This is a genomic window from Viridibacillus sp. NPDC096237 (genome assembly GCF_050278625.1).
Taxonomy (GTDB): Bacteria; Bacillota; Bacilli; order Bacillales_A; family Planococcaceae; genus Viridibacillus.
The window spans coordinates 1-16,444 of the sequence record NZ_JBNNTI010000020.1; the positions used below are offsets into that span (position 1 = coordinate 1).

Below are 16,444 nucleotides of genomic sequence, written 5' to 3' on the forward strand. Positions count from 1 at the left end.
GTAGTTTTGGAGTTCTTGAGAAAAGAGATTCATTTCGTTTGAAACAGAAAAACTTTATAGAAAACGCCATCCTTCCTGTATATTTCTACAAGAAGAATAGCGTTTTTTAAGTTATGATAATACAAATTCCTTTGATAAGCTTATTTGGCATGCCTGGCTTTCAAGAACTAGGTAGTTTTGGAACAATATCATTTTGTGCTATTAATATACGTTGTTAGCTTGATGGGCATGGGGGAGCGTCAGGAAAATGCGCATTTACAATGCTAAGGAAATTACATGATGACAAACCCCAATTGCTTCATTAAGATGAGAAATTGTGGTTTTTTCATTATGGAGAAATCAAGAAACGAGAAAAAAGCAGTAGAGACTTGTTTGAAATTGAAAAGGATTAAGCCGTTTTTTCTCCCCTTCTCCAATAGTCTTTTTCTTTCAAGACCCCGAACATCCTTCAAACAGGAATGCTGCCCCTTTAGAGTACCAATAAGAAAAACACCTCAACTCTAAGAAATCTATAGAGGTGAGGTGATTTTTATCAAACTTTTTACAAAGCTACAGAAATCTAATATCACAAAGTTTAAAATTTTTTAGTTGTAATCCCCCTCTTACTTCACTTTTGGAATTTGTCTAAAGCCGAATTTAATCCTTACGATTGTGCCTTCTTCATTTCTTTTAAAACGCAGAATAAAATTCGAGTCTTTTATGTGTACTAAAAATGTGTCTTCTGCAATTGGTTTAATTATTGTCTGAATTCCATCTGAATCCATATGAAGTTTTCCCGCTTCAACATGAAGTTTCACTTTCGCTCCTTCACCAGAAACAAATTCACCTTCATATTCCTTTAATTTAGCAAGGGATACATCAATTTCTTTCAAACTAAAATGAGTATCGTAAACAGATTTACCCAGTTGTTCTGCAAATGCACTATATAATAGTTGTGTAGATGGTACTCCTGCTAAGTTAGCAAATGCGATACCTGCTAAACCTAATTCTGGAATCATATTCAATTGGGATGCTACACCTTTAATGGAACCTCCATGTTCTATCAGTCGATAACCAAAAAAGTCTGGTACTATTATTAAACCGTATCCGTAATATTTATCGGGATCACATTGTATATAAGGTGTTGTCATTAATTCGACGCTCTTTGGTGTCAATATTTGTGCCGAGCCTACTTTTCCGTTGTTTCTGAAGATTTCCGAGTATTTAAGCATATCGTTTATAGTAGATTTCAAGAATCCAGCTGCACGCATAGCGGGCGCGTCCCAAGGATTATTCGATTCAAACACGATTGTTTCTTCCGCTTTTTCCCGTGAATTATAAAGGGTGGCAATATCCTCGTGTCCATCTAATTCTTCTAAATGAAATACACTTTGATACATGCCTGCCGGATCTAGAATGTAATCTTTCATATATTGTTCGTATTTGATTCCACTTACTCTTTCAATAATAGTGCCTAAAAGAGCGTAACCCTCATTTGAATAGCTAAACTCTGTACCAGGTGCACCAAATAGCTGATACTCCGCGTTCGCAATACCTTCCATCAGTTCCTCATATGTTTCAATACATGGAAGTTTAGATAATTCATTTTCTTTCTTTTCATCTTCTTCAAATCTTGGATCCAACTCTATACTCTTACGTAAGGCACCCATTAATAATGTTAAAGGAGGTAATCCTGCAGAATGAGTCATAAAGTGATGAATCGTCATTTGTTTTGTATACTCTTCATCATTAGTTTTAAATTCTGGTAAATATTGAACAACAGCATCATGAACAGAAAGTTTTCCAGCCTCTTGTAGCTGGAGAATGGCCATACACGTAAATGACTTCGTTATTGAACCAATTCCAAATACGGTGTCAGAGGATAAAGGTAGCTCCTTTTCTACATTTCGATAGCCAAAGTCACTTTCATAAATTAATTGCCCGTCTTTCGCCAAGCCCATTGCAAACCCTGGAATTTGATATTTCTTTGTAAGTTCACCAGCGTACTGATCGAATTCTTTCAGCATTGTTTCTTGTTTCATATTGTACATCTCTCCATTTCTTAATTTTCTGATTTTTTAATAAATATATCTTTTGGAAATTCATTGTTCTAGAGGCCTGAATTGCTGCATGTGAATGTGATGCAATGATTGGGTTATTGCTTATTTATAGACAATAAGAAATCGATTTCCCCCTTTCGCTGTCTACTTTAATTGTATGGAACGAACTTCTCTTTTTTCTTACTCAATTCTTACAAATTCCTTAAGCTTTGAGACAAGCATAAAAGAGTCTAAGTAAACGTAAAACAGGAGCTTTCGCAGATTCCTCTAATAATGCTACTGTTCAACCAAGGAAAAGCCGAAACTTGCTAGCGAATCACTTTGGTTAGGATTTACTGTGCAGGGTCCCCAAAACACTATATATGCCAATAACAGTGTTAACATTACATTTGAATTCGGTTTTTTAGGTGAAACTTTTACTTTATGGGGTAAAAATATATATAAAATACCCTGCAAGAAAGAAATGTTATCTTTGGTAGAAAAGATCGGTCTATTTTTTTAGAGGAAATATGAACCATACAACAAAGGCGAAGTCTTAAAGCAGACTCCGCCTTTGTTGTATCATGAATCAATTAATATCAGTATTATAATTACATATAGATTTAATCTCTAGACACTTCTTATTCAACTATATTAGTATTTACAGAAATGGTTTCAAATTCGACAGGAATGGCTTTTGTTTCTATCGTTACTGGTTTTTTTGAGTTAGTAATGTCAGTAATTTTAGAATATAAGCGCGTTCCAAATTCGAGTAGCTACCCAGTCCATAACTCCGGAATCATCGAATCACAGTGAACGCAACATACCTCATCCTTTGCTTTTTTCGTTCACTTCTTGAAAAATAGGCCATGAGTAGTGCGATGGTTTCAATATTACCTTGAAATGATTGAGAATACGTTGTTTTTAATAGGATTTAGTTTTGAGTTTTCACGGATAATATCTACTACAATATCTACTATTTTTGTTCAAACGGTTCTTTTCAATAAAACTAGAAAAATCAAATAAAACGGTATCTTGTAATGATAGGATTCAAGAAAAATTAGGCTACTTAAAGCCAAAAGAATTTGGTCAGCAAGCAGCCTAATAATTGTGTTTTATAAGTGTCTCAAATAGCTTTTTTAATGCTTTGAATAGTAACGCTAACTTCTGCTTCTAATATCCGCTTTAATATTCAAACTGACTTATTAGGTCTTTTAACTCATCAGCCATGTCAGAAAGTGCTTGAGCAGACGCATTAATTTCTTCCATAGAAGCCAATTGCTCCTCTGTAGAGGCAGCGACTTCTTCTGATGTAGCTGCATTTCCTTTAGCTGAAAAAGCTAAATCCTGAGTATTAGCTGAAACCTCTTGGACACTCTCTGACATTTGTTCTGATGTGGAAGAAACCTCCTCCATTTGAGGAGTAATTTCTTTCATACTTGACATAATTACTTTGAACTTGGCTATGGCTTCATCTGAAACCCGTAAGCCGCTTAGTACATCTTCAGTGACTTTTGCCATAATACGTACAGATTGCTCTGTGTCTGCTTGAATTCCATGAATAAGGTCAAAAATTTGTGTTGCAGATTGCTGTGATTGCTCTGCTAGTTTTCTTACTTCCCCGGCTACTACTGCAAAACCCTTTCCATGCTCTCCTGCCCTAGCTGCTTCGATTGCAGCATTTAGAGAGAGCAAGTTCGTTTGTTCAGCAATGCCTGTAATGACATCTAGAATAGAGGTGATTTGCTGTGAACGTTCATGTAACGTTTGAATCTTTGTGTTTGAATCTGTAACAGACAGATGTATAGAATTCATTTGATCTTTTGTATCTTGTACTGCTTTCCCTCCCTCTAGGGCATGCTTAGTGGCATGTTGGGAGAGGGTGGTTACGGTGGAAGAACATTTAGCTATATGAAGAATTGCTTTCGACAGTTCATTTAGCGCTTCCACATTCTTATCTGCATTCGTTGTTTGGATATCTGCGTTACTAGAAACTTCTTGTATAGCGATAGCCACTTGCTCAGTAGCCATACTAGTTTGATCGGCATTAGCGGTGAGCTCTTCTGCTGAAGAGGCAACTTGTTCTGCATTTACCTCTACTTTTTGAATAAGTGTTTTAAGACTATCTTGCATGTTATTGAAAACTTGTCCCAATTGTCCAATCTCATCTTTAGAGGTAATCACCAATTTTTCAGTCAAATCCCCTTTACTAATCGTCATTGCACTATCTTTTAAATCTTCAATTGGTCCGATAATTCTTTTTGTAATAAAATAAACGGCAACGGCACATACAACAATTGAAATGGCTAATACGAGAATAGTGGTAACCAAGATGGACGAAGCAGATTCATCTATTTCTTTCGAAAAAATTGTTCCTGTAATTTTCCAACCTGTAAGTTTATTTGTTGTAAAAAATAATGTTCGATTATCACCATCATATACATAATCATACATACCCGATTTTGAATCATAAATCTGATTCATAAAGCTCTCTTTCACTTCCCCTCCCCCTTTTAAAGTAGGGTGTGAAATCACCTTTTTATTTTCATCAAAAATAGATGGGTATCCCGACTTCCCAATACTAATTGAATTTGATACTTTTTGTAATTCTGTTAGGTTAAGGTCCACTGCAACAACACCTGAACGATCATTTAACTGCTGAGCAATTGTAACGATCATATCTTCAGTCCGCACATCTTTGTAAGGTTCTGTTATAAAAGGATCTCCTTTAAGCTCTACTGCTCTTTTATACCAACTTCTTTCTAGAGGATTATAATTTTTGGCAGTAGGTACATTCTCACCTTGAATAAATGCTCCACTATTCGTTGCAACATAAATACTGAAAACATCTGGGTTTAGATTAGAATATTGCTGAAGAGATGATTTTAGGGTAACATCGCCCTTTCCATACATCGAAGAATTAATTTCCTCACTAAAGACGCCTAATTCGTTTATTTTTTCACTGATGGTTTTGTCTATAAGTTTATTTAATACTTCAACACTCTCGTTGGCACTATGAAGAATTTCCTTTTCTATAGAATCTTTAGCTGATAAGTATGACAATATCCCAACCAAAACAACAGGGATTACTAATACAAGCGCAAATGAAATATACAGCTTATTTTTAAGGCTTCTGAATAAATTTTGCATGCAACAATTCTCCTTTTTCTACACTATGCTTTAAAAGCTTTTTTCTTAAGATGCTTTCTTACAACTATTCTCTGTATGCTTTTATTCGCAAACCTTATATCGAAATACTGATAAGGAATCAAAAAAGACAAAAGCTGCTTTCTTACATATTTTTTTAACTACAACTCCTTTGATTGATAAATTATGTCCTTTGCTTTTATCGGTTGAAATAAAATAATTCGAACATTAAAATTATCAATAAAAATCACATTTAAAAATTCGCAACTAATGACCCATTTCAGAAGCATTCTAGCCTCCCGAAATAAATTAATCTAATTCATTAAAACAAACTTCATAAACAGATAAACAAATAGAAAGAACTCATTTTGATCAATCTTCTTTTTTAAAATGAGTTCTATTTTACTTTCTATTAAATTCAATGTTTCAAGGATAAAAAGAATTGTGAAATAAAGATTTTGAATAAATGAAAAAGGTGCAGAACTTCATAAATGCAAGAGATCTGAACCCGATTTGTTTCACAATTGCTTGATAAGGATAGCGTTAATGCATTTACTCCAGATGTTATCGGTGATTTGTTAGCAAATAATGAGTTAGTTGAAGAAAAAGAGGCATCACTTCACATCTACAGTTTTATCTACTCAACCGTATTTATTTCTTCACAGCATGGATATAATGAATTGTTTCAAATGCAGTTAAATAATCTTCTCTATCATTGAAAAATTGTAATTGAATATCTTTTGGAGATAAATGTTCATAGATTAATAAGCCAGCTTTTTGTAAAAGATTTTCTATTTCTTCATAGGAGAAACTTGCTTTCATAGGCTCTCCACTAGCATTAGCTAATGTCACCATATTCTCTACACGATTCGATAAACCTTTTTCGGTAAATAAATTTTCATCAGCATAATCAAATACTATCGAGCTACCCTCAGGCATTTCTTTAAAAAGATTAATTAATAATTGCTCGAGTTCAGCTTTAGATAAGTAATACGATACGCCAAGTAAACTAAAAAAGGTTCTTTTTCGTTTTACATTGTTTTTGAATAAAAAATCTGATGAAATATTTTTAGTGAAATCACATTGAATAAAATGTAAGTTACTAGGAATTGTTAAGTTAGCCTCTTTTAACTTATTTATTTTATATTCTTGTGTTGTAGTGGAATCTACTTCATGAATGGAAATGCTATGTTCAAGTTGAGGATTACGTAAAGCGAATGTATCCATGCCTGCACCTAAAATAATATATTGAGTAGCACCTAAAGAGGTTTCATTGAATAGCACTTTTTCACAAAATGCAGCGCGTGCTAATGGTGTAGGTGACAGTTGTATTTGTGTAATCCATCTTAAAATTTCATCAGGTTGATCTTTCAACTTATCCCCTAATTCAGCATTAAAAAAGTTGATTCCCTTTGTCATATTAATTTTAACAGCTTCAAACTCTTGTTCTGTTAAAAGTTGAGCGGCGATAAAATCATCAAAAATAATAGGTTGATCAAAAAGGTGGTGATAGGCTCGTCCAAAAGCCGAGATTAAAGCAGTTAAACTTGATTCATTTGAATTCATAATAAAACCCTCCATTTGATTTTTATCCTCAATTGCAAGGTTCATTATAACACGCAAATATAATATTATATCACATATAAATATTTTTGTCAATACGTTAAGGTATGGTCATTTCTCTTACCGATACTTTGTCCGCAGAGGTTATCTACTAGGATCATAATTAACATTAAGGGTTAGAAGTTTTCCAAATAGTAAAACCCCCTATTGTCAAGAAACAAAAAGGGGGTTTGTAGTTATTTTGCAAAAATTTGAGTACCGTATGTTGGATATTGAGCGTTTTTACCTGAAACAACAATACCTATTCCAACTTTTTGATAATTAGGTGATAAAATATTTTCTCTGTGACCAGTAGAATTCATCCAGCCATCCATGAAACTTGTTGCTGTTGGATAACCTGCAGCGATATTCTCCCCTGCTGCATATGTTTTATACCCTGATCCGTTAAGTAAGTTTGACCAGCTTCCGTAGGATGGGCTTGTATGGCTGAAATATCGATTTTTCTCCATATCTAGTGAACGAATTATCGCAAGCTTTGTAAGCTTTGGATCTTGCTTTAAAGGTTTCAATTTCTTTTTTGCACGCTCTTTATTTATTATGCTAACTATTTGATCTTGCATTTTTTTATTTCCTAAATCAATGTAACTATCAACAAATTTACCAGATTTAATCCAGTAAGTCTTGCTACCTTTGTTTACTTTAATCCAACCATTTGTATTTGCAGCACTCACTTTATAAATCCCAGCTGCAAGCTTCGTTGTTGATTTGGAACCTTTTGCTTTTTTATAGGTTGTTGTTGTTTTTGAAAGATAGATATAATCACCAGTGAAACCGTTCTTTACCCACTTTTTATCTTTTGTTTGCATCCATTTATCTTTTGTTGTTTTGATAATCGTTACTTTCTTTTTAGCAGCTACTATAGATTTTCTTCCATATCCACCTTGCTTAGTAAACAGTCTACTTGTTTCAGTAAGCGTTACTTGTTTTATTTTTGGACTACTTGCTTTAGCATTTGTTGGGCTTGCTAAACTACATAATAAGATCATCGCCATGAATACGACGCTAAATTTTTTCACCATTTTATTCAACTTAATTCCTCCGAATCTAATTATTAAAACGATAATTTTTAATGTTAGTAGTTCTCTCTCAATAGTCTTTTCAGAGAATTCTCATTAAATATAGTCGTTTAATCAATATCAATTAAAAAAGAATCGTATTGACTACAATTTTTACTCACTATATCACAGTATCAAATTTTTATGGTCATAAAGACAAAAAATAGTTTTAAACTATTAATAAATTTACATAATATAGGGATTTAAACTCAGAAGATAAATTTGTATATTTATTTTCTATCTGTTGTATACTAGCAGTAAAAAGAGTGATTATATGATTTCATTTATATTAACTACAAATCGTCTTTTAAAAGCTCTTATTCGTGCTTTTAAGCAACCGTTATTTATTTCATTGATTACATCATTATTTTTTATCCTTTTGTCAGGGACGATGTTTTATACGAACGTAGAAGGTTGGTCTATACTTGATGCCATTTACTTTTGTGTCGTCAGTCTCATTCCAAGCGGTGTAGATACTTCACTCACACCGACTACAAGTCTAGGCAAAGTATTTACGATGTTTTATTTAGCTGTTGGCGTTGGTGTTATGTTTCTAACATTACTGATTCTTGGAAAGACAATGATTAAGTCAACAGATGAATCGACTTCAGAAATTACAAAAAACAGAAAATTATTGTAAGTTTTAAGGTTGTCTTAATAGACGACTTTTTTTATATTTTTACAACTCATGGTATTTTTATGCAATGAACCTTTACTCTAACGATGAAATTTTTATAAATGTGTTTTAAACCTATCATCAGATATTGTCGAAACAAGGAACTTTTCATACAAATATTTCCCAAATGAATAATTGAAATATTTACTCTATAAGAAATATAAGCTATGATAATTAGGAAATAGTCAATTCTATCTATATTAATTATAGATAGTGATAAATCACTCACTTGCGACCATCTATCTTTTTTGATGGCTAGCATATAGGACGGAGGTCATTAATTTGAGTTTATTAGAAGTATTAAAACAGGCTACACCATACATACAATTGGCATTCAATAATGAAATTTTTGTCAGTATAGTTGATCGTGATCAAAACAAGGTTTACTTTTCGTCTCCTGGTAATAAAGTTGATCTAGGGGTAAAAACTGGCGACATAATGGAGGATACTGAAGAATTACGACAAGCCTACGCAGGGAAAAACGTATCGCGGGATATACCTGCCGAATTTTATGGGGTCTCACTTCATACGAAAATATATACAATTAAAGAAAACGGTCGTGTAGTTGGAGCTCTTAGCTTAGTTTTCTCGATGGAGAACCAAGAAAAGTTACAATCTTATATGAATCATCTACAAAATGCTGTCATTGGTTTACAGGATAAAGTACATCTTGTTGCCTCTCATTCAGAGGAGCTTGCAGCAACAAGTACTGAAATTACAGTGCAATCTCGACAAGCACTTGCTGATTCAGAAGCTTCACATAGTGTAACAGATTTTATCAAATCAATTTCTCAACAAACGAATTTACTTGGTTTAAATGCTTCTATTGAAGCTGCTCGAGCAGGTCAGCATGGGGCTGGATTTAATATTGTTGCTCAAGAAGTACGAAAATTATCTTTAGAAACAAAGTCTGCTACAGAAAAGATTGAAGATTCACTTAAAAATATCACACAAAATCTACAAGGTTTAATGGGGAGTATGAGTCAGATTAATACTGCATCAAATGAACAAGCAGAGCTAGTACAAGATTTCAGCTCAATTATCGAAGAATTAGGTTCCCTGAGTAGTCAGATGGGCCAATTGGTGAAAGAAACATTGCGTTAGATTTCCACATTTTCAAATCGAAATAATCAAGCCCATTGAGTGTTGTGTATGCAATGGGCTAATTTAATCTTACAAATATATAATCTTACTTCACATGCGTGCTATTTGAAAATACTTCCTTATTCTATCTACTTCTAACCACCTTTTACATACTTACAATTTAAAAACTTTATTAGCACCAGTAATAAAAATACTTCTTGATTCAAGGAACAAATGTTCTTATAATGAATATAAGAGGTGAGTCGTATGGAACAACGAGTAAAAAAACAGCAATTGACAACTGTTGAGAGGCACCATTTACAGTGCGCTGCAAACGAACTATTAAACACTGCATCAAAGGATACAGTTTTATCCACTTTAGCAATCTACGCATGTTTATCCAAAATAAAAACGCCATCTACAAAGAGATAGCGTTTTACTATGTTCATTCATAAATTTGGATTTTCATAACCCCTGAATGTATATGGTTCTTCTGGTTGTATTGTTTTCTCCCAAGAATCAACCTTCAATACTGGGATATTTGCTTTAAAAGGTTGGTAGTAAACTGTAGAGATCGTACCTTCTACATTCACCCAATCATCATCTTGTAATTTCATATCATCCGGAAATTCTACTAACATTCCAAAAACACCTGAGTCTGCTACACAGTGAATGACACCAAAGCGTAACACAAAAGCCTGCTTACGATCTATTACTTGCTCTTTGTATATAAATCCTTTATATGAGAGTTTTTTTCCGATAAATTCTCCAGGGAAGTTATAGATTGTCTCCATCCCTTTTAGAAAATTTTCATCATTTAAAGCGACTGTAGGCATATTAGCGAAGACACGGAGCTCTTTTTGCATGATTTCATCATATCCATCTTTTCCAAAGTAAATGCTAGTATCTGGACGTAAATACTGCGTTTGTACAAAAGAATCCCCTTCCTCAAAATCATCAATTGCTTTAAATGAAAAGCCTTTTGATTTTACTACAGTTGAATCTAATGTAGCTATTGGAAGAAATAAGCCTGTCACTAATGGAAAAATAAATATTGCATAGTGGCACATTCTAATGACAAGCGAGCTGTCCTTTTCATGTTTATGATCATGGTCACAGCACTTATGACTGTGTTCCTCTTCCTCTTTTGTCATACTGATAATTTGAACAATGGTCAGTATTGCAAAAAGTATAATTCCCAATATACATATATACTCATACTTCATATTAATATATTTCGAATTATCACCTGATGAGTAGAGGTAATAAAAGAAATAAGTAAAGCTCATTAGTATTAATGCTCGAATCATCTTTATTCCCTCCACTATACTAACATCGAGCTGATAAATACGAAAATAACAATATATAAAATCAGCGTCATTATGAATTTCTTTTTAAATGTTGAAAGCATCATTAATAGGTTTTTAATATCAACCATTGCACCGAACAATAAGAAAGCAACTAACGAAGATGTTGTAAAAGTACCTCTAAATGAGGCAGCTATAAATGCATCTGCTTCAGAGCAAAGTGATAGTACAAACGATAGTCCCATCATGACTAAAGAGGATGTAGCTTTCGTTTGGCCTAATTCTAATAAGAATGAAGTTTTAACGAATATTTGCATAGAAGCTGCTACAAATGCACCGATGATTAAGTACTTCCCTACCGAGAAAAACTCATCAATTGCATGATTAAGAGTACCAACAAATTTTTGTGTAAATGATTTCTTTACTTCGTCATGATGACATTGTAATTCGGGTTCTTCTAATAACTGCGTGTCTTTATATTGAAATGAAATGATAAGTCCAATGATAAATGCAATAACAAATGCTAATCCACCACGATACCAAACCATATCCCAACTATTCCCAAAAGCAATATAAGTCGAAAATAACACGATAGGATTAATAATTGGACCAGTAAGCATAAATGGTATAGCGGCATGTAGTGGCACGCCTTTTTTTAATAATCTTCTAACTATTGGTATAATGCCACATTCACACGCAGGAAATAACGCACCAATTAACGTTCCATATAAAACTGCAAGTATTTTATTTTTCGGTACAATTTTAGCGATCATCTGTTCACTTACGAACATTTGAATAAGTCCTGAAATAAATACACCTATTAGAACAAATGGTAATGCTTCTATAATAATACTAATAAAAATAGTATTCAGTTGTAAAAATGTTGCCACGCTTTAATTACCTTCTTTACTTTATCAATTTAATCACTCTATGCATTGTACTCTAAAAAAAATAAAAAAGAAACTAGAGTAATGACATAAGCTAGTTATTGATTATAACCTCTTTCGAGTGAGCTATATTCATCTTATATATGCTAATAGATTGTATTTAGTACTACTCTTCATTCATTATAAACCGCCTCTTAATACCCATTATTGTATATAAAATTCCATTATATTAAAAAATAGGAATACTACAGTTGTATCAATATCAAAAGGTTTAAGTCAACGTCTCAACCATAATGCATTGAGAAAACGTGCATTAAATACTTCTACTTGACGTTATATAAAGTCAGTTAATTCTGATGATTTTTCAACAAGTGGTGTAAGGACTGTGAAAACAGCATGTCCATATTATCCTGTAACGAATGTAGTCTTATCAACATCTGAAAACTATAATGTGATAAAGCAATAATGAAAATAAGCCCTAAACACTTCGTTGAGTGTATAGGGCTTATTTCTAATTCAATTAAATTTAGAACGTTTAAATCAAGATTCTAATAATAAGTCTTCTGGGTTTTCAAGTAATTCTTTAACGGTTTTTAAGAATCCTACAGAATCTTTACCATCGATGATACGGTGGTCATAAGATAATGCAACGTACATCATAGGGCGAATTTGTACTTCATCACCAACAGCGATTGGACGTTTTTGGATTGTATGCATTCCTAGAATTGCAGCTTGAGTACCATTCATGATTGGTGTTGACATTAATGAACCGAATACACCACCATTAGTGATTGTGAATGAACCACCTTGTAGGTCAGCTATTTGTAATTTTTTGTCGCGTGCTTTTTTAGCTAGACCACCGATTGCATCTTCAATTTCAGCGAAGTTTTTACGGTCACAATCGCGTACAACTGGTACTACTAAGCCGTCTTCAGTAGATACAGCAACACCAATATCATAGAAATTATTTAGGTGTATTTCGTTACCTACGATTTGAGCATTAACGTATGGGTATTTTTTAAGAGCAGCAACTACTGCTTTTGTAAAGAATGACATGAAACCAAGACGAGTTCCGTCATGTTTTTCTTGGAATTGATCTTTTTTACGACTACGAAGTGCCATAACGTTTGTCATGTCGATTTCGTTGAATGTAGTAAGCATTGCCGTACTTTGTTTTACTTCAAGTAAACGAGTTGCGATTGTTTGACGACGACGAGACATTTTTTCAACTGTTACTCGAGATTCGTCAACTGCAGGAGCAGCTTTTGGCGCTTCAGCTGGTTTTGCTGCAGGAGCTTGTGGAGCTGTACCGTGTGCAGCTACATCTTGTACGCGAACTCGACCTTGTGGATCAACTGGAGATACAGCCGCTAAGTCAATTCCTTTTTCACGAGCTAGTTTACGAGCAGCAGGGCTAGCAATTACACGCTCATTTGATGATGATTCTTCTACCACTACAGGTGCTGGTGCAGCTTTTGGTGCCTCTACAGCTGGCGCTGGTGCAACAGGTACAGCTACTTCAGCTGCTGGTGCTGGAGTTGCAGCAGCATCACCTGCTTCAACGATTGCGATTACAGCACCTACTAGTACAGTATCGCCTTCTTCAGCAAGGATTTCTTTCAAAATACCAGCTTCTTCAGAGATGATTTCAGCGTTTACTTTATCAGTTTCAAGTTCTACGATAAACTCGCCCTTTTCTACTCTATCACCAGGTTTTTTCACCCATTGTGCGATCGTACCTTCTGTGATTGATTCTGCTAATTCCGGGACAATAATTTCAGCCACTATAATTTCCTCCTTCAAAGTATTCGCTATTAGCGAGTTACAGCTTCTTCAATAATACGTGCTTGTTCAGCTTTGTATGAATCTGCATCACCTTCAGCAGGAGATGAACGTACGATACGACCGATGTAACGAACGTCTTTGTCTTCTGCTACTTCACGCATATAAGGATCTGCAAATGACCATGAACCCATGTTTTGTGGTTCTTCTTGTACCCAAGCAAGTTCTTTTGCATTAGGGAAACGTTTAATGATTGCAGCAATCTTCTCAGATGGGAATGGGTACAGTTGTTCAACTCGTACTAAGTGTACGTGATCGAACTCTTTACCATCGCCAACTTTTTCTGCAATATCAATAGCTACTTTACCAGAAGCAAATAGAATACGCTCAACTTTTTTCGCAGCTGAACCAGTTGTTGGGTGTTCAATAACTGTCTCGAAGTGGCCAGTTGTTAATTCTTCAAGATCTGCAGCAACGATTTGATTACGTAATAGTGATTTTGGTGATACAAGAACTAATGGACGAATTGCTTCTGTACCTAACATTTTAGCTTGACGACGTAATAAATGGAAGTAGTTTGCAGCACTTGATAGGTTTGCAACTGTCCAGTTGTTTTCACCAGCTAATTGTAAGAAACGTTCTAAACGAGCACTTGTATGTTCTGAACCTTGACCTTCAGCAGCATGTGGTAATAACATAACAAGACCAGATTTTTGACCCCATTTAGAGCGAGATGCTGAAATAAAGTTATCAAACATTACTTGAGCCATATTTGCGAAGTCACCGTATTGTGCTTCCCAGATAGTTAAGTTTTTCTCGTTTTCTAAATTATAACCATACTCATAGCCTACGATAGCAGCTTCAGATAACGGGCTGTTATAAACAACAAATGAAGAATCTGCACCGGAAATATGGTGTAATGGTGTTAATTCTGCACCCGTTTTTTCGTCATGTAATACTAAGTGACGGTGTGCGAATGTACCACGTTGTGCATCTTGACCTGTTAATCGGATTGAATTACCTTCTTGTGTAATTGCACCGAATGCTAATGTTTCAGCATGACCCCAGTCAATTTTTCCTTTACCCATGAATGCATCTTCACGACGGCTTAGGATTTTGCCTAATTTTTTGAAGACATTGAAGTCTTGTGGCCATGTTAATAATTCTTTATTCATTTTTTCTAGACGTTCGCGTTCAACACCAGTTTCTACGATATCATAACCGTTCTTCACAGCTTCTGGCATTTCGTTTTCAACATGTTGCCCTTCGCCAACTTCTTTCACATGATCATAAGCTGCTTGCATTTCCTTTTGTGTATCAGCATCTAAAGAAGCTACTTCTTCTGCTGTTACAATGCCTTGATCTGCAAGTACTTTACCATACAATGCGCGGACAGTATCGTGTTTATGAACACCTGTGTACATTGTTGGGTTTGTGATCATAGGTTCATCCATTTCATTATGACCATATCGACGATAACCGACTAAGTCTACTAAAATGTCCTTACCGAATTGTTCACGGTATTCTATTGCAAAACGAGCCACTTGTACAACTGCTTCTGGATCATCAGCATTAACGTGTAATACTGGAATTTCATAACCTTTTGCAGGATCAGAAGAGTATACAGTTGAACGTGAATCATAATGTTCAGTAGTAAAGCCAATCATATTATTAGCAATAATATGAACTGAACCACCTGTGTTAAATCCTTTTGTACGAGAGTAGTTCATCGTTTCAGTTACGACACCTTGACCAGCAAACGCTGCGTCACCATGAACTAAGATCGCTAATGCAGATTTAGCATCTTGAGTTGGAGCACCTGCATTAAAAGTATTATCTTGAGCTGCACGAGCTTGGCCTGTAACAACTGGACTAACTACTTCTAAGTGAGATGGGTTATAAGCTAATTTGATTGTTGCACCTTTTTTGCTGTTATATGTAGCACCCATGTGATATTTAACATCGCCGAACCATCCTTTAGTCATTTCTAAAGAACCGTCCTGTGGAATAAATAACTCACTTGGAACGTGTGCAAAATCAGCAAACATCATATCATATGGTTTGTGTAATACATGTGTTAACACATTTAAGCGACCACGGTGAGCCATACCGATCATGACATTTTTTACACCTTTGTCTTCTGAACGGTGAACAATTTCATCCATTAGAACAACTAATGCATCTAAGCCTTCGATAGAAAAGCGTTTTTGACCAACAAATGTTTTGTGGATGAATTTCTCAAAGCCTTCAACTTTTGTTAATTGGTTTAAAACTGCTTTTTTCTCATCACTTGAAAGACCAGTGTTTAATACACCACTTTCAATTTTAGATTGAAGCCACACTCTCTCTTCACTGTTAACAACATGTGCAATTTCGAAAGCAATTTTACTTGTGTAAATAGCTTTCAGGTAATTAATAGCATCTAATCCATTGTTAACGGTTGCAGGAATGTCTTTCAATAATACCGAAGCAGGTACTTGTATTAGATCTTGATCAGATAAACCATAAGTTTTTGCTTCGATTCGAGTAGTGTCACGTGGATGGTCTTTTAAAGGATAAATATCTGCGCCTAAGTGACCATATACACGAATGGCATCCGCATATTGAACAGCAGCTAAAACCTTTGTAAAGTTACCAGGATCAACGCTTGTAGCGTCAGATACTTCACTAGTTTGTACTGGTGCACCGTATTGTTCGAATAATGATACAAGTTCTGGATCAACTTCTTCTGGTGATGTTAAGTACAAATCGTACATTTCCATCACATAGCCAAGGTTGGGACCTGAAAATGCTGCCCATGGTGAGCTTACAGGTGAAACATTGTTTGACATGTAGAATTACCTCCAACTTTTTTGCCAAGTGGCAG

At 34.7% G+C, this 16,444-nt stretch carries 11 protein-coding genes; 3 read left to right on the forward strand and 8 right to left on the reverse strand.

The annotated features are described in order from the left end of the window. Nucleotides 1-602 precede the first annotated feature (602 nt). From ACQKMD_RS12210 to ACQKMD_RS12225, 4 genes are all read right to left on the reverse strand, one after another. Nucleotides 603-2,021, reverse strand: coding sequence for a serine hydrolase domain-containing protein (locus ACQKMD_RS12210; protein WP_427752388.1), 1,419 nt, complete (start codon nucleotides 2,019-2,021; stop codon nucleotides 603-605). 1,182 nt (nucleotides 2,022-3,203) lie between these two features. After that, nucleotides 3,204-5,168, reverse strand: coding sequence for a methyl-accepting chemotaxis protein (locus ACQKMD_RS12215; RefSeq protein ID WP_427752389.1), 1,965 nt, complete (start codon nucleotides 5,166-5,168; stop codon nucleotides 3,204-3,206). A gap of 648 nt (nucleotides 5,169-5,816) precedes the next feature. Then, nucleotides 5,817-6,731 (reverse strand): class I SAM-dependent methyltransferase, encoded by a 915-nt coding sequence (locus ACQKMD_RS12220; protein ID WP_427752390.1) that lies wholly within the window; start codon nucleotides 6,729-6,731, stop codon nucleotides 5,817-5,819. Between the two features lie 233 nt (nucleotides 6,732-6,964). Beyond that, a complete protein-coding gene (locus tag ACQKMD_RS12225; RefSeq protein ID WP_427752462.1) occupies nucleotides 6,965-7,807 on the reverse strand; it encodes a CAP domain-containing protein in 843 nt (280 codons plus the stop codon). 310 nt (nucleotides 7,808-8,117) lie between these two features. Here ACQKMD_RS12225 and ACQKMD_RS12230 point away from each other — a divergent pair, with 310 nt between their 5' ends. The 3 genes from ACQKMD_RS12230 to ACQKMD_RS12240 all read left to right on the forward strand — a co-directional run bounded on the left by ACQKMD_RS12230 (nucleotide 8,118) and on the right by ACQKMD_RS12240 (nucleotide 10,034). Continuing rightward, the gene (locus ACQKMD_RS12230) at nucleotides 8,118-8,483 is read left to right on the forward strand and encodes an ion channel (protein WP_427752391.1); all 366 of its coding nucleotides are present in this window, start codon (nucleotides 8,118-8,120) and stop codon (nucleotides 8,481-8,483) included. Nucleotides 8,484-8,801: 318 nt separating this feature from the next. Next, complete coding sequence (locus ACQKMD_RS12235; RefSeq protein ID WP_427752392.1) at nucleotides 8,802-9,623, forward strand: methyl-accepting chemotaxis protein; 822 nt, start codon at nucleotides 8,802-8,804, stop codon at nucleotides 9,621-9,623. Nucleotides 9,624-9,869: 246 nt separating this feature from the next. Then, a complete protein-coding gene (locus tag ACQKMD_RS12240) occupies nucleotides 9,870-10,034 on the forward strand; it encodes a hypothetical protein (protein WP_427752394.1) in 165 nt (54 codons plus the stop codon). A 17-nt stretch (nucleotides 10,035-10,051) separates the two neighbouring features. On the opposite strand, the gene ACQKMD_RS12245 is transcribed toward ACQKMD_RS12240, so the two are convergent. The 4 genes from ACQKMD_RS12245 to ACQKMD_RS12260 form a co-directional block, all read right to left on the reverse strand. Beyond that, the gene (locus tag ACQKMD_RS12245; protein WP_427752395.1) at nucleotides 10,052-10,912 is read right to left on the reverse strand and encodes a TIGR03943 family putative permease subunit; all 861 of its coding nucleotides are present in this window, start codon (nucleotides 10,910-10,912) and stop codon (nucleotides 10,052-10,054) included. A gap of 14 nt (nucleotides 10,913-10,926) precedes the next feature. Next, nucleotides 10,927-11,799 carry a permease gene (locus ACQKMD_RS12250; RefSeq protein ID WP_427752396.1) on the reverse strand — a complete coding sequence of 291 codons (873 nt, stop codon included), beginning with the start codon at nucleotides 11,797-11,799 and terminating at the stop codon, nucleotides 10,927-10,929. A 537-nt stretch (nucleotides 11,800-12,336) separates the two neighbouring features. Continuing rightward, a complete protein-coding gene (gene odhB / locus ACQKMD_RS12255; RefSeq protein ID WP_427752397.1) occupies nucleotides 12,337-13,581 on the reverse strand; it encodes a 2-oxoglutarate dehydrogenase complex dihydrolipoyllysine-residue succinyltransferase in 1,245 nt (414 codons plus the stop codon). A 29-nt stretch (nucleotides 13,582-13,610) separates the two neighbouring features. After that, nucleotides 13,611-16,409: a 2-oxoglutarate dehydrogenase E1 component gene (locus ACQKMD_RS12260; protein WP_427752398.1), complete on the reverse strand. Its 2,799-nt coding sequence runs from the start codon at nucleotides 16,407-16,409 to the stop codon at nucleotides 13,611-13,613. Between the last annotated feature and the right edge of the window lie 35 nt (nucleotides 16,410-16,444).

What these genes read in the sequence shown, in the direction of transcription:
- ACQKMD_RS12230 (WP_427752391.1), top strand. Translation starts at nt 8,118, where the DNA reads ATGATTTCATTTATATTAACTACAAATCGTCTTTTAAAAGCTCTTATT.
- ACQKMD_RS12225 (WP_427752462.1), bottom strand. Translation starts at nt 7,807, where the DNA reads ATGGTGAAAAAATTTAGCGTCGTATTCATGGCGATGATCTTATTATGT.
- ACQKMD_RS12215 (WP_427752389.1), bottom strand. Translation starts at nt 5,168, where the DNA reads ATGCAAAATTTATTCAGAAGCCTTAAAAATAAGCTGTATATTTCATTT.
- ACQKMD_RS12245 (WP_427752395.1), bottom strand. Translation starts at nt 10,912, where the DNA reads ATGATTCGAGCATTAATACTAATGAGCTTTACTTATTTCTTTTATTAC.
- ACQKMD_RS12240 (WP_427752394.1), top strand. Translation starts at nt 9,870, where the DNA reads ATGGAACAACGAGTAAAAAAACAGCAATTGACAACTGTTGAGAGGCAC.
- ACQKMD_RS12220 (WP_427752390.1), bottom strand. Translation starts at nt 6,731, where the DNA reads ATGAATTCAAATGAATCAAGTTTAACTGCTTTAATCTCGGCTTTTGGA.
- ACQKMD_RS12210 (WP_427752388.1), bottom strand. Translation starts at nt 2,021, where the DNA reads ATGAAACAAGAAACAATGCTGAAAGAATTCGATCAGTACGCTGGTGAA.
- ACQKMD_RS12260 (WP_427752398.1), bottom strand. Translation starts at nt 16,409, where the DNA reads ATGTCAAACAATGTTTCACCTGTAAGCTCACCATGGGCAGCATTTTCA.